A 16,752-nucleotide genomic window follows, 5' to 3' on the forward strand; every position below is an offset into this window, starting at 1 on the left:
AGGACCCCAGCGGAACTGCAACCTTACGGACGGTAACACACGGGCGAAAATGGGGGAAGTTACGGCTTGAGGTGCTGCGCAAAACCGAGTTTTATCCGGCCATGCCCCCTGACCTTGAAGACGCGCTGAAACGGTCTACCCATCCGCGCCTGCTGACCCTGGAATTCCTGGAGGTCTGTTCGCCGCGTATCCGCCGCGCCTATGAATATTGGGACGGGAAGCGCCAGGGCCGCCTGATGCCCGCCAGGGCCGATATTCAGCCCACAGAAATTCCCGATTTACTGCCAGATATCGTGCTGACCGAGGTGCTGCCCGAAGCCCCTTTCCTGCGCTACCGCCTGGTTGGCACGCGGCAGGTGCGGATGCGCGGCTTCGACCCCACCGGCCGGCCGGTGCGCGGCCACCATATCGGCCACCATCTGCAGGACGATACCTGGGATGAGGTGCTGCTGAACTACCGCGCGGTGATCGAGCGGCGCAGCTTCGTATACGACTGCAATCATTTCTACGGGCCCGAGGACGACCAGGGCTCGGTGCTGCGCGGCCGGCTGTTCGAGCGCGGCACCCTGCTGCTGCCGCTGTCCACCGATGGCGAGACGGTGGACATGGTGTTCTGCGTCATCGAGGCGGATGAGGCCTAGGGGCTTAGCCCTACGTCTTGATCTATTCTGTTGTCACCGTCGCGCCAGCCCTTCGGGCCTGTGCGCCCACGAACGCCTTTAGCGTTCGCGCGCTTACAGAGGGTCCCATTTACAAAAGAAATGGGATACCCGCTTTCGCGGGTATGACAACAGGGCACACTCCAAGGCCTTTCCCACGGACCGGTAAGCCCTAGGCGCAGCAATCCGGCTTCTGCGCGCTGACCATCGCCGGCTTCGGGCCTTCGCCGAGTTCATCCAGGATCGGACAATGCGGCCGGCCATCGCCATGGCAGGCTTCGGCGAGATGGCTAAGCGTGCCGCGCATCGCGGTCATCTCGGCGATGCGCTGGTCGAGTTCGGCCACATGCTTCAGCGCGATGGCCTTCACATCGGCGCTGGAGCGTTCGCGGTCGCGCCACAGCGACAGCAGCTTGGCGATTTCTTCAAGACTGAAACCGAGATCGCGGGCACGGCGGATGAAACGCAGGTTATGCACATCCGCGGCACCATAGCTGCGATAACCCGAGGCCGTGCGCCCAGCCTTGGGCAGCAGGCCGACGCTTTCGTAATAGCGGATCATCTTGGCCGAGACGCCGGAATCCGCCGAAGCTTCGCCGATGGTTTTCATGGCTGCTCTCCTATGATTTCGGTTGCCAGCGTTTCAGCCGCAGCGCATTGGCCAGCACACTGACACTGGACAATGCCATCGCCGCACCGGCCAGCACCGGATTGAGCAGGCCGAATGCCGCCAGCGGCAATCCGACCAGATTGTAGATGAAGGCCCAGAACAGATTCTGCCGGATCGTTGCCTCGGTGCGTTCGGCAATTTCCAGCGCATCGGCCACCAGTGCCGGATCGCCGCGCATCAGGGTGATGCCGGCAACGCCGATGGCGGCATCGGTGCCGCCGCCCATGGCGATGCCGAGATCGGCTTCGCTCAAGGCCGGTGCGTCGTTGACGCCATCGCCCACCATCGCCACGGCGCCGAAGCGCGCACGCAGCCGCTGCACCGCGGCGGCTTTCTGCTCGGGCAGGATTTCCGCTTCCACATGATCGATGCCAAGCGCATGGGCAATGGTTTCCGCCGCGCCCTGGGCATCGCCGGACAGCATCGCCACGGCAATGCCGCGTTGCTTCAGCCGCGCCACGGCACGCGCGGCACTCTGCTTCGCCTGATCGGCGAAACCGATCATGCCGAGCAGCGTGCCATCGGCGGCGGCAAGCCACGACACCGTGCGGCCCTGCTGCTGCAAAGCCAGCGCGCGCGGCTTCCAGGCCGCCACATCGATGCCTTCCGATTGCAGCAGCCGTGCGGTGCCAAGCAGCAGGCGGCGGCCTTCCACAACACCGGAGACACCGAAACCGGCATGATCGCGGAAACCGCCGAGTTCAGGCAGCACAAGGCCGGCGGCACGCTGGCGCAGGGCCTGTGCCAGCGGATGGCCGGAGCCGGCCTGCAACGCGGCAGCGAGCCGCAGCAATTCGGTTTCCGCAATGCCGTTACCGAGCAGGTCCGTCACCGCCGGCTTGCCTTCAGTGAGCGTGCCGGTCTTGTCGAACGCCACTACCTTGATGGCGCCGGCACGTTCCAGCACTTCGGCATCGCGCACCAGGATGCCGGCGCGCGCCGCCGTGCCGCTGCCGACCATCAGCGCCGCCGGTGTGGCAAGGCCGAGCGCGCAGGGGCAGGCGATCACCAGCACCGCCACGGCATTGATGATGGCCTGTTCGATATCGCCGCCAAGCGCGGCCCAGAGCGCGAAGCTGATCAGCGCCAGCAGCACCACCACCGGCACGAAGATGGCGGAAACCTGATCGACGCGGCGCTGGATCGGCGCCTTCGCCGCCTGTGCCGCCGTCACCGCACGCACGATGCGCGCCAGCATGGTTTCCTGCGCCACCGCCGTGGCACGCAGCAGCAGGCTGCCATCGCGGTTCACCGCGCCAGCCACCACGCGGTCGCCGACAGTTTTCTCCACCGGCAGGCTTTCGCCGGTGAGCATGCTTTCATCGACACTGGCACGGCCTTCCACCACCACGCCATCGGCCGGCAGGGCTTCACCCACGCGCACCAGCAGCAGGTCGCCAAGCCGGATAAGGCTGGCGGCGATATCCTCGATGGTGCCATCGCCGGTACGGCGATGCGCCTCGGCGGGTTTGAGTTTCAACAGCGCATCCAGCGCATCCGCCGTGCGGCGCTTGGCGCGTGCTTCGAGCCACTTGCCGAGCAGCACGAAGCTGATCACCGCCGCAGCGCCTTCGAAATACAAGGCGTGGCCGGCATGCGAGCCATGACGGTAGATCACCCACAGGCTGAGGCCATAGGCCGCCGAGGTGCCGAGCGCCACCAGCAGATCCATGTTGCCGCTTTTCGCCTTGAGCGCACGCCAGGCGCCGGCATAGAAGCGCGCACCGAAACCGAACTGCACGATGCCGGCCAGCAAGGCCTGCAGCCAGACCGGCAGCATCAGATGCGTGGCGCCGCTCCACATCGCCACCATGTCGGCCATCAGGGGCAGGGTGAGCAGCATCGCCGCCAGGGCCTGGATTTTCAGCGGCGTGACCGTATCGGGGCGCGGCGCCGGCGGCGCTTCCGGCACTTGCGCGGTGGCGCTGTAGCCGGCCCTGGTCACGGCAGCCAGCAGGGCGGCATCGTCGCTCTGGCCGGCCCAGGCAATGTGGGCGGTTTCGGTGGCCAGGTTGACCGCCGCTTCACGCACGCCCGGCACCTTGCGCAGGGCGGTTTCGACGCGGCTGGCGCAGGCGGCGCAGGTCATGCCTTCGATGGCCAGGTCGGTGACCGGACTGGCAATCGGGCTGGGCGGGGTGGCAGACAGGGTTTGGCTCTGGGTCATGGGTTCTAGATAGGGCTTCCCATTATGGGAAGGTCAAGCCCGCCGGCTAATTTCCCGGTCCCGGCTAATTTCCCGGTCTAAGTGAATTGCACTCGCAATAAGACAGTATTCAGGCGAAATATGACGGACCGCTTGCGCCGAAGCACCCTCGACCGGCATACTTACCTCACCGGAAGCCGTCAGGGCGGCGGCCGGCTGAGGGGAAACCTGAAAAGGCGCGGCGAAAACTAGCCATGGCTGGCTCCAATCTTCTTGTCGTCGATGATTCCCCGGTGGACCGGCAGTATCTGCGCACGGCGCTGACTGCCGCCGGCTATCAGGTCGCCGATGCAGAAAGCGCCGCCATGGCGCTGAACGCGCTGCGTAGCACCGGCTTCGACCTCATGCTGCTTGATCTGGTGATGCCGGAAGTGGGCGGCCTGGACCTGCTGCGGCAACTGCCCGAACGCCGCCCCTACAAGGTGATTGTGGTGTCGGGCCATGAGGATACCGAGAGCAAGGTGGCGGCGCTGGATGCCGGCGCGGTGGATTATGTGACCAAGCCCTATGACCTCGGCGAATTGCTGGCGCGGGTGCGCGCGGCCTTGCGGCGCGAAGCGGTGACGGAGGAATCCGACACCGTGCGGGCCGGTATCCTCAGCGTCTCGAAGTTGCAGCATGTCGCCATGGTGGGCCAACGTCAGGTGCGGCTCAGCGTAATGCAGTACCGCCTGCTGGTGCTGCTGGCGACGCGCGCCGGCCAGGTGGTGCCGCTGGATGCCATCGCCAAGGAATTGTGGAACCACGACGGCGAACACGAACGCCAGTCGCTGCGCGTGCTGGTGAAGAAGCTGCGCGACAAGATCGAGCCGAACCCGGCCCGCGCCATGCTGCTGCAGACCGAACCCGGCATCGGCTACCGCCTCAAGGCCGAGGCTTAAGCAAAAACCCGCTTCGCGAAATCTTTGCCCGGCCCCTTGGCGGCGGGCGAATCGGCTCCCATATGCTGGTTATCGGCGTTGGGCTCCCCCGCCTCCGCCGCTGCTGGAACTCCCCCCGTTCCGGCTTACCCCTGCTCTGAGGGATGGTGTCCCCCCGCCCCCCCTCATGCATGAGCGAACGCCCGGTCCGCGCCGTCCCGGCAGGTCGGGCGTTTTTTCTTGCCGCTCTGGCGGTTAGAATAGCTGGCAAAGCAGGAGACACCCCAATGATGGCATCTGAATCGAGCGCCCCCGACGCGGTGCAGGCAGCGCGCCAGGCCTATTACCAGCGCATCGGTAGCCAGAAGCTGACGCCGCTATGGGAGGTGCTGCATGGCCTGGTGCTGCCGCAGCCGAAAAGCGATTGCCGCGCCGCCTTCTGGCAGTATGACGCGCTGCGCCCCTACATCATGGAGGCCGGCGCGCTGATCACCGCGCGCGAGGCGGAACGCCGCGTGCTGATCCTGGAGAATCCCGGCCTGCCCGGCCAGTCGCGCATCACCACCTCGCTCTATGCCGGGCTGCAACTGATTCTGCCCGGCGAAGTCGCGCCGGCGCATCGCCACACGCAATCGGCTTTGCGCTTCGTGGTCGAGGGCAGCGGCGCCTATACGGCGGTGGATGGCGAAAAGACCATCATGGAGGAAGGCGATTTCGTCATCACGCCGTCGTGGACCTGGCATGACCATGGCAATGACTCCGCGCAGCCGATGGTGTGGATGGATGGCCTCGACATTCCGCTGATCCAGGCGCTCGACTGTTCCTTCATGGAACGCGGCGCCGAGGAAACCCAGCCACTCTCCAAGCCGGTGGGCGACAGCCTGGCGCGCTATGGCGCCGGCCTGCTGCCGCTGGATTACGAACCGGCGACGCGGACCTCGCCGATTTTCAACTATCCCTACCGCCGCACCCGCGAGGCGCTCGACACCATGCGCCGCACCGAGGCCTGGGATCCCTGCCATGGCTTGAAAATGCAGTATGTGAATCCGGCCACCGGCGATTATGCCATGCCGACCATCGCCACCTTCATGCAGCTGCTGCCCAAGGGCCTCGCTGGCGAGCGTTACCGCAGCACCGATGCCACGGTGTTCAACATCGTGGAAGGCAGCGGCTATTCCATGGTGGGCGAGGAACGCTATGACTGGACGAAGCGCGACACCTTCGTGGTGCCGAGCTGGGTACCGGTGAGCCATCACGCGCCGAACGGCGATGCGGTGCTGTTCAGCTTCTCGGACCGTCCGGTGCAGAAGAAGCTCGGCCTGTGGCGCGAAAGCCGGGGGAATCGCTGATGTCTGCCGCGAATGATGACGGCAGCGATTTCGAGGACGAACTCGAAGACCTGATCCCCGGCGCCGAAGCGATTGCCGGCCTGCGCGCGGTGGCGCGCCTGGCCCGGCTGCTGCCGAATATCGACTGGTTCAGCCAGGCCGGCCGGCCAATCAAGAATACCGAGCTGATCTGGGCCGAAAGCTATTGCGCCGGCCTGGGCTTCATCGATGTCAATGTCAGCGGCTTGGAAGGCTGGCGCGAAGCAGCGGCGCTGGCCGCCGAGCAGGATTGGGACGCGCAATTCTGGGAAGCCGAGGAACAGGCGCACCAAGCCCTGCTGGAACAGGCCGAGCAATGGCTGCCGAGCTATGACCTGGACGTGGCGCTGAACCATGTGGCCTTGCGCGCCACCGAACTGGCACAGATCAAGGCGGTGGCTGCCGCCGCGCGCGCTGGCATCGTTGATGAAGGCCTGATCCGCGCCGCCGCGCAGGCAGCAGGCCAGGCGACGTATCAGGCCGCCCTGGTGCTGGCCGCGCAAGGCAATGATTATGTGGAGGATGACGACAGCGGCGAGGAACATGCCTTCGCCGCCAAGTTCCGCCTGTTCGAAGCCGGGCGCTGGCCGCTCGGCCTGGTCGGGAATACGTTTACGCTGTTCTGAAATCAGAATTATTTCTTGGCTTTTGATGCAAGGTCCAGAAGAAGTGCCTCTGCTCTAAGCATACCATTTGGCGTTATCGAACACTGATTATCTGGCGACATTTCTAGAAAACGGTCTTTGTGCAATTTTATAAGGAGCCGCTTGAATTCGCTCTTATTTTTATATTCTACGTTTTTTTGCAGAGCGTCGAGACTTTGTGGATCTTGATCGTAGAGAAGAATTAGCACCTGGTCTTTGGCAGCAACACCCGATACAATCACCCTAGTAGTGGCATTATTCTTCCAAAGTATGGAAAGTCTACGTTCTACAATTTGATCAATAATCTTTTGTGCCTCTGTTGTATTCGTGCCTGAATTTACCCTGACAAATTCTGCTAGCACCCACTTCACGGAGTAAAGAATTAACGTGGCATCCATCTCATTCGCAGAGATGTGAGAAAGGTGCCCTACACCTCTTTTATTTCTTATGTTGTATATTGCTTTCAGAATACGGGGAGTGTGAATTCGATATGTTTCGTCTCCTACTGAAGATTCATATCTTGCTAGCTCCTTATCGTTAAAATTTGGGAGTGCTTTACCAATTGGAGTGAATTTGCCAAAAAGAGCAAACTCTATTGCTCGTCTTGCGGCTTCAACAAAATGTCCAGCATCAAGCTCGCTCGTTTTCCAGCGACGCATGACGAAATTACTTTCAATTTCTTTATAGGCGTGCAAAAGAGCATCAACAATATCACTTGGTAATTTGCTCTTTAAAATTGTCTCTGCATTCATTTACTATTTAACTCATTTGCGAGCGCCTCTGCTCGCTTTCTACCAGGAACGGTAAGTTTTACCGTCTGACTCTTAGTTCCACCGCCAAAAATAAAGGCATCTTTTTCGGACTTTAGTATTTTTGAAAAATTACTTGAATCCAAACACGCATGTGTCTTGCACATACTCCGAATCTGTTCGAATGAAGTAGAATCACTGCCACTAAGCAAGTTCGCGTATGTTAGCAATAATGCTACTGAAACCGTTTTATTGGCAGTGCTAGCCCCTGGGGGATCAACAAGAAGCTGAACACCGCTTTCAGCAACAGCGAATAAATTCTCAAAACTTTCAAGACCACTGGGACTTGGATTATTTAATTGGCTCTTTGCCGTAGCCAATGAGTCTGTTTTAGATTTTTCTGCTTTCGCATTTGATATTGCCAATCTTATTGCTTCTTCAAACCGCGTAATTTGTGCTTCGACAAATGTAACGGGCCCCTCAAACTCAAACTGCCCATCCATCACTGAAACAAAAATCTTTGCTTTCTGGCTTTCCATCTAAGCCTCCGATTCGCCTACCATTGGTGGCATTATATGACATAAATCTTGTGAAAATAATCGGGAAATTAGGAAGTTAAAATTTTGGGGGCGCGCTTGTAGATCAACAACACTCTTTAAGAGTGGTTAGTTTCCATTATCGCGGTTGATTTCCTGGCGGCGGCCATAGAGGTAGATGCCGACCACGGCACCGCCGAGCACCAGGCTCAGGACGACGCCGAGAATCATCGGCACAACGGCGGCTTCGTCGAGGTCGGCGCCCATATTGGTCCAGAAACGCACGCTCATCACCGCCGCGCCGATCAGCGCGGCCACCAGGGCCAGCGTGATGCCGATACCGAAAATCTTGTCGCTGTTGCTGTGCATGGCGTTTACTCCTGTGGTCAGTTCACACCTACACTTGACGCGGCGCAAGGCCGGGACAACCGCCTGCGACGTTTGACCGCGACCGGAGATGGAAATCCAGGGAGATCAAAGCCATGCCTAACCCTGCCACGCTGGAAGCCTTCATCGCCCTGGTGGAAAGCGGCGCCCATGATACCGCGATTGAGCGTTTCTATACCGAGGACGCGACGATGCAGGAGAACCTGACCGAGCCGCCACGGCGCGGCCGCGCCAATCTGGTGGCGCATGAACGCGCCGTGCTGGCGCGGGTGGAGCGCGTGGAAAGCGAATGCGTGCGGCCGGTATTCGTCGACGGCGACAGAACCGTGATCCGCTGGGTTTTCCGCTTCACCTTCAAGGATGGCAGCCGGCGCGCGATGGACGAGCTGGCCTACCAGCGTTGGGAGGGTGAGAAGATCGCCGAGGAACGCTTCTACTACGACCCGGCCCAGCTGCGCGGCTGACGCGGCTGGCGGCTAGGCCGCCAGCGGGCCCCTGATCACCAGGTGGCCGTCGTAGAAGGCGGCATCGACCGCAAAAGCCTGTGCCAGAATCTCCGGCGTCAGCGCCCGCGCCGGCACATCCAGCGCCAGCAGGCGGCCCTGCTGCAACACCGCGACGCGGTCGGCATAGGCATGCGCCAGGCCGAGATCATGCAGCACGGCGGCCACCGCGACGCCTTGGCCGGCCAGCCGCCGCGCCAGCCGCAGCACGCCATGGGCATGGGCGAGATCGAGGCTGGCGGTCGGCTCATCCAGCAGCAGCAGCGGTGGTACACTGGCTTCAAGATCAAGCTGCGCCATGGCGCGGGCCAGCTGCACGCGCTGCTGTTCGCCGCCCGACAGCGTGGCATAGGAGCGCGCCGCCAGATGCGCGATATCGGCGGCGCCGATCGCCGCCGCCACCGCCGCCTGGTTGGCGCTGCGGTCATAGAGCCGCTCGAACGGCAGGCGGCCCAAAGCCACCACATCGCGCGCCGGCAGCGGGAAACCGAGCCGTGCGGCCTGCGGCATCACGCTGCGGCGGCGCGCCAGCGCCAGCGGCGCCCAGTCCTTCAGCGCGCGGCCTTCCAGCTTCACGGTACCTGCCTGGGGCAGCAGATCGCCAGACATCACCTGCAACAATGTCGACTTGCCGGCGCCATTGGGGCCGACGATGGCGAGCACTTCGCCGGGGATCAGTTCCAGGCTGATATCGCGCAGGATTTCAGCACCACGCCGCAGCACGCGGATATTCTCGACCGCGATCATACCGCCAGCTCCTTGCGCTGACGCATCAGCAGGGCGAGGAAGAAGGGCGCGCCGATCAGCGCCGTGAGCAGGCCAACGGGCAGTTCCGCCGGTGCCGCGATGGTGCGGCCCGCCGTATCGGCGAGGATCAGCAGGCTGGCGCCGGCCAAAGCCGAGCAGGGCAGCAGCCTGCGATGCCCCGGCCCGAGCCACAGCCGCACCAGATGCGGCACCACCAGGCCGATGAAGGCGATGATGCCGCTGAAGGCCACGGCGCCGCCGGCCGCCAGGGCGACGGCGAAGCAGACCGCGCTTTTCACCCGCTCGATGGCGAAGCCGAGATGCGCCGCCTCGCGTTCGCCGAGATTGAAGGCATCGAGCGCGCGGGCCAGCCAGGGTGCCAGCAGGATCGGCAGCAGCGCGAAAGGCGCCAGCAGCATCAGCTTGCCCCAGGTGGCGCCGGCGACACTGCCGAGCAGCCAGAAGGTGATGTCGCGCAGCTGCCGGTCATCGGAAAGGAAGCTCATCATGCCGATGCCGGCCGAGGCGATGGCATTGAGCGCGATGCCGGCGAGCAGCAGCATGGTGATGGCGGTGCGGCCCTCGACCTGGGCGAAGCGGTAGACCATCAGGGTGACGGCAAGGCCGCCGGCAAAGGCGAGGCCTGGCAGCATCACCGGCTGCCAGGCGGCGGGATAGAGCCAGCCGGCAAAGACAATGGCGGAAGCCGCACTCAAACCGGCGCCGCCGGTGACGCCGACCAGGCCGGGATCGGCCATGGGATTGCGGAACAGGCCCTGCATCAGCGCGCCGGCAATGCCTAAGCCGGCGCCGATCAGGCCGGCCATCAGGCTGCGCGGCAGACGCAGATGCCACACGATGGCTTCGGCGCGGGCATCGACCTCCAGGCCGAGCAGCGCACGCAGCACTTCACCCAGTTTCAGCGGCACCGGGCCGATGGCCAGGCTGGCCAGCAGCACGAAAAGCAGAAAAGCCGCCAGCAGCAAGCCGGCCGACCAGCCGAAAACCAGCCGGCGCGGCAGCGCATCCGTGATCATCTGTTCACTCATGAGAAGCGCGGCAGCGCGGCGCCGGGATGCAGGGCGGCGGCCAGGTCGCGCCCGGCATGGGCAACGCGCGGACCGAGCGCCAGCAGATACAGCATGTCGAGCGTGACGACGCGGTTCTCGCGCACCGCCTTCAATCCGCTGAGCTGCGGCAGCTTGCGCAGCGCCTCGATGCCGCCGAGCGCCTCCAGGCTCTGATCCGACAGCAGGATGTAATCCGGGTTGGCGGCGAAAGCCGCTTCCGCCGAAATCGGCTTGTAGCCGGTGGAGCCGACCACGGCATTACGCCCGCCGGCAAAGCGGATCATGCTTTCGGCCGCCGTGATATCGCCGCCGGCCAGCAGGCGGCCATCGGTGATGCTCATCAGGAACAGCACGCGCGGCTTGGCGCTGAGCTTGGCCACCGCCGCATCCAGCGCGTCTATTTCGCCCTTGATGATCTGCGCGTGGCGTTCGCCTTCCGCCTTGCGGTCGACGGCAGCGCCGACCAGCCGCATTTTCTCCGGCACATCGGCGACATGCAGGGTCTCCGGGATCACGGTGAGCGGCAGCTTGATGGCGCGCAGCCGCTCCAAAGCCGCCGGCGGGCCGGCCTGGTCGGTGACCAGCAGCAGCGACGGATTGAGCGACAGGATGCCTTCCGCGCTCAGCTGCCGGAAATAGCCGATCTTGGGCAGCTTGAACGTGTCGTTCGGATACATGCTGGTGGTATCGACGCCGACCAGCGAGTTCTCGGCACCGAGACGGTAGACCATCTCGGTGATGGCGCCGCCGGCAACCACCAGCCGCTCCGGTGCCGCCGCCCGCACGCCACCCGAAGGCAGCGTGAGAACGGTGGGCAACGCGAGAGCGGCCGTGGCGGCAGCCGAGCCGCGCAGCAGCGCGCGGCGGCTCACCCCACCGCGTATTACGCGGCAATCTTGTCGACCCCCGCCGCGCATTACGCGGCGACCTTGTCAACCAGTGCTTCCGCCAGCGCGCGCCACGGCTCCAGTTCCGGGCTGCCCGGCTTGCGCTTGCCGAAGAAGGACACGATCAGCTCGCCCTTGGCATCGAACAGCTCGACCGAGGTGACAGTGCCATCCACGCTCGGCTTGCGCACCAGCCAGGAGGAGGCAACCGCATCCTCGCGCAGATGCAGGTTGAACATCGGATCCAGCACGTTGAACCACGGGCCGGTCGGCACCAGCTTCTTCACCGGGCCGGTATGAATCTGGATCATGCCGTGATTGCCGACGAACACCATGATCGGCAGTTCCTGCGCGGCGGCGGCTTCCAGCATGCGGCGCGCCGCATCGTTGGACAGGCGCTGCGCGAAGCGCGGGCCGGCAAGGCGGAATGCCTGCTCGCGCGCCACCTTGTGCTGGCGCAGCAGGCCGAAGAAATCATGCGTGTCGCGCAGATTGGTCCAGCCATCGCGCAGACCGGCGATGTCGATCTCGGCATCGGCGCGCGGCGCGTCCGGCTCCTTGCCCGGCAGGGCGGTGAAGTCAGGTGACTGGTCGTCGTTGCGGAACTTCGCCACCAGCGCGGCGAAAGCCGCCTTGTCGCTGTGGTTGGTGGTGTAGATCTTGTGTACCGCCTCGCCCTGGGCATCGAAGAATTGCAGCGACTGGCGCAGGCCGGCCTTGGTTTCCTCGGCCACCGCGAAGCCATGCGCCCAGGGGCCGAAGAAGATGCGCAGGTCGATATCCTCGCCGACGATCAGGCCGACATGGCCCTGCAGGCCAAGCTCGCCATAAACGCCATGGCGCTCATGCACCACGTTGTCGTTGCGGGTCAGCGCCATCACTTCGCCCAGCGCCGGCACGGCGGCGATGATATCGGACCACGGCCCCTTCAGGCGCTCGACGCCGCCTTCGGCCACCGGCGTACCGGTGCGGGTGGCGAGCAGGGCGGCTTCGGACGAACCGAGGCGGCGGGCGGCATCGCGGATGCGCAGGGCCGGTTCGGCTTCGCGCAGGGTGGACCATTTTTGGCTGAGGGTTTGGCTGGCAGACATGGCGGGCTCCTCTGTGGGTAAAAACGTCAACGTGTGTAAAAGCATCAGCGCAGTTTGAACTGGACGGGTATCTCGACCCAGGCCAGCACCGGCCGCTCGCCGATGCGGGCGGCATTGAAGGCCCAGCCGCGCACGGCATTGAGCGCGGCCTGGTCAAGCATCTCGTAACCCGACGAACGCCACAGCCGCACTTCGCGCGACTGGCCTTCCGGATCGATCAGGGCCCGCACCACGGACACGCCTTCCTGCTCAAGCTGGCGTGCGCGCACCGGGTAGACCGGCGGCTGCGGCCGGTTGCGGAAACCGGGATGGCGCAGCACCGGCGGTTCGCTGCTCTGGATTTCGGCGGGCGCGGCAGCCATGGCGTGAGCCGGCGCGGCTGCCGGGCTTGCCGCTGCCTCGGGAGCGGCAGCAGCGGGCGGCGCCTCCACCGGCGGAGTCTGTACGGGCGGCGATGGAGCTGCGGCAACCTGCGGCGTCTCGGCTGGCTTGGGTGAAGGCTCAATCGCTGACGGCGGCACGGGCGGTGGCACAGGCTGCGGCACTGGCTTGGCGGCCACGCGCGGCTGCGGTTTCGGTTTCACCACCGGTTTAGGGGGCGGCAGAACTTCGGCAGCGGTCTCAGCCGGCAGTGGCGGCGGCGCCTCGACAAGCGGCTCCTGCACAGGCACCTCCTGCACAGGCGGCTCCTGCACGACCTGTTCCGCAGCAGGCGGCGGCGCTGCCGCTTCCTGCACGGGGGACGGAGCCACTACTGGCGCCGGTGCGGGTGCCGGCACCGCGACCGGTGCCGGCGGCGCGGCGACGAACTGCACCGTCATGAAAGGTTCGGGGCGCGGCGCATGGCTCGGCTTCGGCAGGGTGAGCCACAGGGCTGCGGCGGCCAGCAGACCATGCATCGCCAGCGAGCAGAGCAGCGGCATGCCGCGCCCGGTGAGTGACAGAGGCTGGGTGCGTGGCGAATCTTGGGTGCGTGGCGAAAGCGGCTGATGCGGTGCCGACATAATAGCGACACCCGGCAGTGCCATCGCACTGCCGGGTGGGGAGGAAAGCCGCGGGTTTGGTGGGAAAAGCATCTCCGCGCGGCGCCTCGGGTCAGACCAACATTCGCATGCGTGTCAGCATCGCATTACCACCGCATGGTGACGTTGATGGCCGCCGAACGGCCGGCCTGGTAATAGTCGCCCGGCACCGTGGCCGAGGGCGTCAGGCCCTGCACATCGGCGAAGTTGACATAGGTCTTGTCGAGCAGGTTGTAGATGCCGGCGCGGATCGTGACCCAGTCGAGCGGATTGTAGTAGGCCGAGAGATCGACCGTGGTGTAGGCCTTGGTCTTGTACTGGTTGGCGGCGGTGACGCGGTCATGCTTGAACACATGCTTGGCATCGAGGCGCGCACCCCAGACACCATCGACGGTGTCGTAGCCGAGGCCGGCATTGAAGGTGAGCGGCGCCACCGAATTGATCGGCACGTTGGATTGCAGATTCTCGCCCACGGCGTAGGCGATGCCGCCGTTCAGCGACCATTCCGGCAGGAAGCGCCAGTCGCCGCGGAATTCGGCGCCGTAGATTTCCACCTCGCTCAGATTCTGCGCCTGGTACTGGCCGGTGGTGCCGACAACCGGCTCGACCAGGGTGACCATGTCGATGAAATTCTTGTAGCGGTTATAGAAGGTGGAAACCTGATAGCTTGAGCCGTTGGAGAACTTGCCGCGCGTGCCGAATTCGACGCCGTTGCTGGTTTCCGGCTCCAGATTCGGATTCGGGATGAACTCATACGAGATCGGACCGACCGTGTTGCGGAAGCCGGTATTGGCATCGTCGTAAGGCGGCGCGCGGAAGCCATGGGCATATTGCGCGAAGACCGAATAGACCTTGTTGAACTCGTAGTTCAGGCCGAGCTTCGGCGACAGCGCCACTTCCGTGATGGCGCGCGGCTGCTGCACCGAGGGATTGATGCGATAGATCGCATCCGGCATCGGGTTCATGTCGTAGTAGTCGGCGCGCAGCCCAGGCGTGATGGTGAGGCTGCCGAGCTTGATCTCGTCCTGGCCGAAAATGCCGCCCTGCATGGTCAGCGTGTTCGGGAAGTAGCGGCTCGGCGTCAGCGCGCCATCCGCCGTGGTGTTGCTGATCAGCGCGCCGGTGGCGGCGTTGATGCGGGCATATTCGCGCAGGCGCTCGGTGCCGGTGACATTGAACGACAGGCCGTAGAGCAGTGTGTTCTGCACGCCGAACCAGTCGGTGTTGCTGGTGAACTGGGTTTCCAGGCCGCCGATCCACTGGTCATTGGTCTGGCGGTAATTGTGGAACTGCACCGGCGGGCCGGTGCGGGTCTGCACGCGGTAATCGACGCGCTCGAACTGGGTGTAGTAGACCTTCCAGTCGAACTTATCGACGAAGCCGACCGGATCGAAATGAGTCTGGCCGAGCGACAGGCGCCAGCGTTCCGTGCTGTCCTGCGCCGAGGAAGTGCGGATCGTGGCGGTGAGTTCGTTGGCGATATTCGGGATGTTGACATCGCGCTGGAAGAATTCGCCGGTCAGCACCCAGCGGCTGGCAGCACCTTCCCAGGCCATTTTGCCGAGCAGGTTGTTGCCCTGGTATTCCTGCTCGTTGATGCGGCCCTTGGAATCCAGCTCGCTGCCATCGCGATGGGTGAAGACGCCGAGCATCGACATATTGCCGACGCGCGTTGCCGCCGTGCCGGTCTGCGAGAAGCTGGAGTCAATCGTGTCGTAGCCGAGCTTCAGCGAGTAGAAGAGGTCGCGGCCATTGCTGAGATAATCCAGCGGATCCTTGGTGACATAGCTGACCACGCCGCCGAGCGCATCCGAGCCATAGCTCGACGAGGCCGGGCCGCGCAGCACTTCGACGCGCTTGAGGCTGTCGAAATCCACCATGTCGCGGGTATAGGGCGTGAAGCCGCCGCCGCGCAGCAGGATGCCGCCCGGCATGTCCGGCAGGCGGGTGCCGTCCACCTGCATCAGCACGCGGTTATCCTGGATGCCGCGGATGTTGAACGAGCCGGCGCCGGCGCGGCGCGGATCGTTCAGCACGTTGACGCCGGGTTCATCGCGGAACAGGTCCTGCATCCGGTGCAGGTTCTGCTTGTCGATCTTGTCCTCGTCGATCACCGTCACCGTGCCGGTGGTTTCGCCGATCGGGCGTTCGACGCGGTCGCCGACGCTGGTCACGGTATCGAGCACGGTCGGCACGACGGTCGGCTGTGCCTGGGCTGGCGCCTGCTGCGCCTGGGCCTGGGCCTGAGCCTGGGCAGCCATCGGAGCCAGCGCGGTCGAGCCGAGCAGCGCCAGCAGCATCAGGCGGCGCGAAGAAGAATACGACAAACGGAAAGACAGCATACGGACAAACCCCCGGTATGACCCGCCAGCCGGCGGATGAATGAAACAGGACTTGGCTGGCTGGCTACCGTGGGTTGCCGCTTGATGCGGCGCCGGGGTGGCTGGCTGACTGCTGGGCTACTTGGTCAGGATGAGCTTGCCGTTGGCGGTAAGCCGCAAACGGTAATCCGCGCCTTCATGCTCAATGATGACCTCGCGGGCAGCCCCGAACAGCCGGCGCGCATCCAGGCGCGGCGGCATGTCCTTCTGCCCCGAAACGGCGGCATCCATTGGATTTCCGGGCCCTTTCGGCTCGGCGGCGGTGTTCATCGTGACCTATACCCCAGGCAATGGCCGCTTACAGGGCGGCCATGCGGGGTGAGTATAGGCGGAACCATAGTCAATGCAAGTAAGAATAACTCGCATTATTAATCAGGCACTCGGCGGGGCGTTTTCCGCCCTATTCAGCCTCAGCGTGCCTCCAGCCGGGCGGAAAGCGCGGTCACCGCCTGGGTCAGGGCGAGGATTTCCTGCTCGCGCAGCAGGTCGATCTTCTGGTGCAGCAGCTCGATTTCCAGTTCCGCCTTCACATTCACCTGGTAATCCTGCTCGGCGCGGCGGCGGTCGATCTCGCTCATGCGGTTCTGGCTCATCATGATGATCGGCGCCGTATAGGCGGCCTGGAACGACAGCAGCAGGTTCAGCAGGATGAAGGGATAGGGATCCCAGGCGCCCCGGCCGAACCAGGCATTGCCGATGATCCAGAGCGCCAGCACCACGCTCTGGCTGAGCACGAAACCCCAGGAACCGACACGATTGGCCACCAGATCGGCCAGCTGCTCGCCCAGCGAACGCGGCGCCGCCGAGGGCAGGCTGGAACTTTCCTCTGGTGCCAGCTGGTGGCGCTCGCGCCGGGTGCGGCGGCGGCGGCGCAGTTCATGCAGCAATTCGTGGTCGCTGCTCTGGCTCAGGGATATGGTCTGGGGCATCGGTGTCTCCCGGGATGACTTCCGGGCAAAGCCTAGACCCGGCG

The 16,752-nt window shown here is 64.1% G+C and carries 18 protein-coding genes; 5 read left to right on the plus strand and 13 right to left on the minus strand.

All coding sequences use genetic code 11. The features are described from left to right. Positions 1 to 101 precede the first annotated feature (101 nt). Positions 102 to 641, plus strand: a complete 540-nt coding sequence (locus tag ACQY7X_RS06775) for a PAS domain-containing protein (RefSeq protein ID WP_428249097.1) — start codon at positions 102 to 104, stop codon at positions 639 to 641. 190 nt (positions 642 to 831) lie between these two features. Here the strand turns inward: ACQY7X_RS06775 and cueR are convergent, their stop codons facing one another. Beyond that, complete coding sequence (gene cueR / locus ACQY7X_RS06780) at positions 832 to 1,269, minus strand: Cu(I)-responsive transcriptional regulator (RefSeq protein WP_428249098.1); 438 nt, start codon at positions 1,267 to 1,269, stop codon at positions 832 to 834. Positions 1,270 to 1,279: 10 nt separating this feature from the next. Beyond that, positions 1,280 to 3,496: a heavy metal translocating P-type ATPase gene (locus ACQY7X_RS06785; RefSeq protein WP_428249099.1), complete on the minus strand. Its 2,217-nt coding sequence runs from the start codon at positions 3,494 to 3,496 to the stop codon at positions 1,280 to 1,282. Positions 3,497 to 3,729: 233 nt separating this feature from the next. Between ACQY7X_RS06785 and ACQY7X_RS06790 the strand changes: the two genes are divergently transcribed. The 3 genes from ACQY7X_RS06790 to ACQY7X_RS06800 all read left to right on the plus strand — a co-directional run bounded on the left by ACQY7X_RS06790 (position 3,730) and on the right by ACQY7X_RS06800 (position 6,388). Next, positions 3,730 to 4,416 (plus strand): response regulator transcription factor, encoded by a 687-nt coding sequence (locus ACQY7X_RS06790; protein ID WP_428249100.1) that lies wholly within the window; start codon positions 3,730 to 3,732, stop codon positions 4,414 to 4,416. 266 nt (positions 4,417 to 4,682) lie between these two features. After that, positions 4,683 to 5,744, plus strand: a complete 1,062-nt coding sequence (gene gtdA / locus ACQY7X_RS06795; RefSeq protein ID WP_428249101.1) for a gentisate 1,2-dioxygenase — start codon at positions 4,683 to 4,685, stop codon at positions 5,742 to 5,744. Next, complete coding sequence (locus ACQY7X_RS06800; protein WP_428249102.1) at positions 5,744 to 6,388, plus strand: hypothetical protein; 645 nt, start codon at positions 5,744 to 5,746, stop codon at positions 6,386 to 6,388. Before gtdA ends, ACQY7X_RS06800 begins: the two co-directional genes overlap by 1 nt. 8 nt (positions 6,389 to 6,396) lie before the next feature. Here the strand turns inward: ACQY7X_RS06800 and ACQY7X_RS06805 are convergent, their stop codons facing one another. From ACQY7X_RS06805 to ACQY7X_RS06815, 3 genes are all read right to left on the minus strand, one after another. Continuing rightward, on the minus strand, positions 6,397 to 7,158 hold the full coding sequence (locus tag ACQY7X_RS06805) for a hypothetical protein (protein ID WP_428249103.1): 762 nt from the start codon (positions 7,156 to 7,158) through the stop codon (positions 6,397 to 6,399). After that, positions 7,155 to 7,694, minus strand: coding sequence for a hypothetical protein (locus tag ACQY7X_RS06810; RefSeq protein WP_428249104.1), 540 nt, complete (start codon positions 7,692 to 7,694; stop codon positions 7,155 to 7,157). Before ACQY7X_RS06810 ends, ACQY7X_RS06805 begins: the two co-directional genes overlap by 4 nt. 126 nt (positions 7,695 to 7,820) lie before the next feature. Beyond that, the gene (locus tag ACQY7X_RS06815) at positions 7,821 to 8,060 is read right to left on the minus strand and encodes a hypothetical protein (RefSeq protein ID WP_428249105.1); all 240 of its coding nucleotides are present in this window, start codon (positions 8,058 to 8,060) and stop codon (positions 7,821 to 7,823) included. Between the two features lie 113 nt (positions 8,061 to 8,173). Here ACQY7X_RS06815 and ACQY7X_RS06820 point away from each other — a divergent pair, with 113 nt between their 5' ends. Beyond that, on the plus strand, positions 8,174 to 8,542 hold the full coding sequence (locus ACQY7X_RS06820) for a nuclear transport factor 2 family protein (RefSeq protein WP_428249106.1): 369 nt from the start codon (positions 8,174 to 8,176) through the stop codon (positions 8,540 to 8,542). Positions 8,543 to 8,554: 12 nt separating this feature from the next. On the opposite strand, the gene ACQY7X_RS06825 is transcribed toward ACQY7X_RS06820, so the two are convergent. From ACQY7X_RS06825 to ACQY7X_RS06860, 8 genes are all read right to left on the minus strand, one after another. Next, positions 8,555 to 9,328 (minus strand): heme ABC transporter ATP-binding protein, encoded by a 774-nt coding sequence (locus ACQY7X_RS06825; RefSeq protein ID WP_428249107.1) that lies wholly within the window; start codon positions 9,326 to 9,328, stop codon positions 8,555 to 8,557. After that, positions 9,325 to 10,365: a FecCD family ABC transporter permease gene (locus ACQY7X_RS06830; RefSeq protein WP_428249108.1), complete on the minus strand. Its 1,041-nt coding sequence runs from the start codon at positions 10,363 to 10,365 to the stop codon at positions 9,325 to 9,327. Before ACQY7X_RS06830 ends, ACQY7X_RS06825 begins: the two co-directional genes overlap by 4 nt. Before the next feature lie 8 nt (positions 10,366 to 10,373). After that, positions 10,374 to 11,270: a heme/hemin ABC transporter substrate-binding protein gene (locus tag ACQY7X_RS06835; protein ID WP_428249109.1), complete on the minus strand. Its 897-nt coding sequence runs from the start codon at positions 11,268 to 11,270 to the stop codon at positions 10,374 to 10,376. 44 nt (positions 11,271 to 11,314) lie between these two features. Beyond that, positions 11,315 to 12,376 carry a hemin-degrading factor gene (locus ACQY7X_RS06840; protein WP_428249110.1) on the minus strand — a complete coding sequence of 354 codons (1,062 nt, stop codon included), beginning with the start codon at positions 12,374 to 12,376 and terminating at the stop codon, positions 11,315 to 11,317. A 44-nt stretch (positions 12,377 to 12,420) separates the two neighbouring features. Then, positions 12,421 to 13,380 (minus strand): energy transducer TonB, encoded by a 960-nt coding sequence (locus tag ACQY7X_RS06845; RefSeq protein ID WP_428249111.1) that lies wholly within the window; start codon positions 13,378 to 13,380, stop codon positions 12,421 to 12,423. A gap of 125 nt (positions 13,381 to 13,505) precedes the next feature. Continuing rightward, a complete protein-coding gene (locus ACQY7X_RS06850; RefSeq protein ID WP_428249112.1) occupies positions 13,506 to 15,740 on the minus strand; it encodes a TonB-dependent hemoglobin/transferrin/lactoferrin family receptor in 2,235 nt (744 codons plus the stop codon). Positions 15,741 to 15,857: 117 nt separating this feature from the next. Further along, entirely contained in the window at positions 15,858 to 16,010 is a 153-nt protein-coding gene (gene hemP / locus ACQY7X_RS06855) for a hemin uptake protein HemP (protein WP_428249113.1), read from the minus strand. A 179-nt stretch (positions 16,011 to 16,189) separates the two neighbouring features. Beyond that, positions 16,190 to 16,708, minus strand: a complete 519-nt coding sequence (locus ACQY7X_RS06860; RefSeq protein ID WP_428249114.1) for a DUF1003 domain-containing protein — start codon at positions 16,706 to 16,708, stop codon at positions 16,190 to 16,192. Positions 16,709 to 16,752: the final 44 nt, after the last annotated feature.

The sequence above is a fragment of the Ferrovibrio sp. genome, from assembly GCF_965278975.1.
GTDB lineage: Bacteria > Pseudomonadota > Alphaproteobacteria > Ferrovibrionales > Ferrovibrionaceae > Ferrovibrio.

Bases quoted from the DNA above. Each gene is read 5' to 3' on its own strand.
- ACQY7X_RS06775 (WP_428249097.1), top strand. From the start codon at position 102: ATGCCCCCTGACCTTGAAGACGCGCTGAAACGGTCTACCCATCCGCGC.
- cueR (WP_428249098.1), bottom strand. From the start codon at position 1,269: ATGAAAACCATCGGCGAAGCTTCGGCGGATTCCGGCGTCTCGGCCAAG.
- ACQY7X_RS06785 (WP_428249099.1), bottom strand. From the start codon at position 3,496: ATGACCCAGAGCCAAACCCTGTCTGCCACCCCGCCCAGCCCGATTGCC.
- ACQY7X_RS06790 (WP_428249100.1), top strand. From the start codon at position 3,730: ATGGCTGGCTCCAATCTTCTTGTCGTCGATGATTCCCCGGTGGACCGG.
- gtdA (WP_428249101.1), top strand. From the start codon at position 4,683: ATGATGGCATCTGAATCGAGCGCCCCCGACGCGGTGCAGGCAGCGCGC.
- ACQY7X_RS06800 (WP_428249102.1), top strand. From the start codon at position 5,744: ATGTCTGCCGCGAATGATGACGGCAGCGATTTCGAGGACGAACTCGAA.
- ACQY7X_RS06805 (WP_428249103.1), bottom strand. From the start codon at position 7,158: ATGAATGCAGAGACAATTTTAAAGAGCAAATTACCAAGTGATATTGTT.
- ACQY7X_RS06810 (WP_428249104.1), bottom strand. From the start codon at position 7,694: ATGGAAAGCCAGAAAGCAAAGATTTTTGTTTCAGTGATGGATGGGCAG.
- ACQY7X_RS06815 (WP_428249105.1), bottom strand. From the start codon at position 8,060: ATGCACAGCAACAGCGACAAGATTTTCGGTATCGGCATCACGCTGGCC.
- ACQY7X_RS06820 (WP_428249106.1), top strand. From the start codon at position 8,174: ATGCCTAACCCTGCCACGCTGGAAGCCTTCATCGCCCTGGTGGAAAGC.
- ACQY7X_RS06825 (WP_428249107.1), bottom strand. From the start codon at position 9,328: ATGATCGCGGTCGAGAATATCCGCGTGCTGCGGCGTGGTGCTGAAATC.
- ACQY7X_RS06830 (WP_428249108.1), bottom strand. From the start codon at position 10,365: ATGATCACGGATGCGCTGCCGCGCCGGCTGGTTTTCGGCTGGTCGGCC.
- ACQY7X_RS06840 (WP_428249110.1), bottom strand. From the start codon at position 12,376: ATGTCTGCCAGCCAAACCCTCAGCCAAAAATGGTCCACCCTGCGCGAA.
- ACQY7X_RS06845 (WP_428249111.1), bottom strand. From the start codon at position 13,380: ATGTCGGCACCGCATCAGCCGCTTTCGCCACGCACCCAAGATTCGCCA.
- ACQY7X_RS06850 (WP_428249112.1), bottom strand. From the start codon at position 15,740: ATGCTGTCTTTCCGTTTGTCGTATTCTTCTTCGCGCCGCCTGATGCTG.
- hemP (WP_428249113.1), bottom strand. From the start codon at position 16,010: ATGGATGCCGCCGTTTCGGGGCAGAAGGACATGCCGCCGCGCCTGGAT.
- ACQY7X_RS06860 (WP_428249114.1), bottom strand. From the start codon at position 16,708: ATGCCCCAGACCATATCCCTGAGCCAGAGCAGCGACCACGAATTGCTG.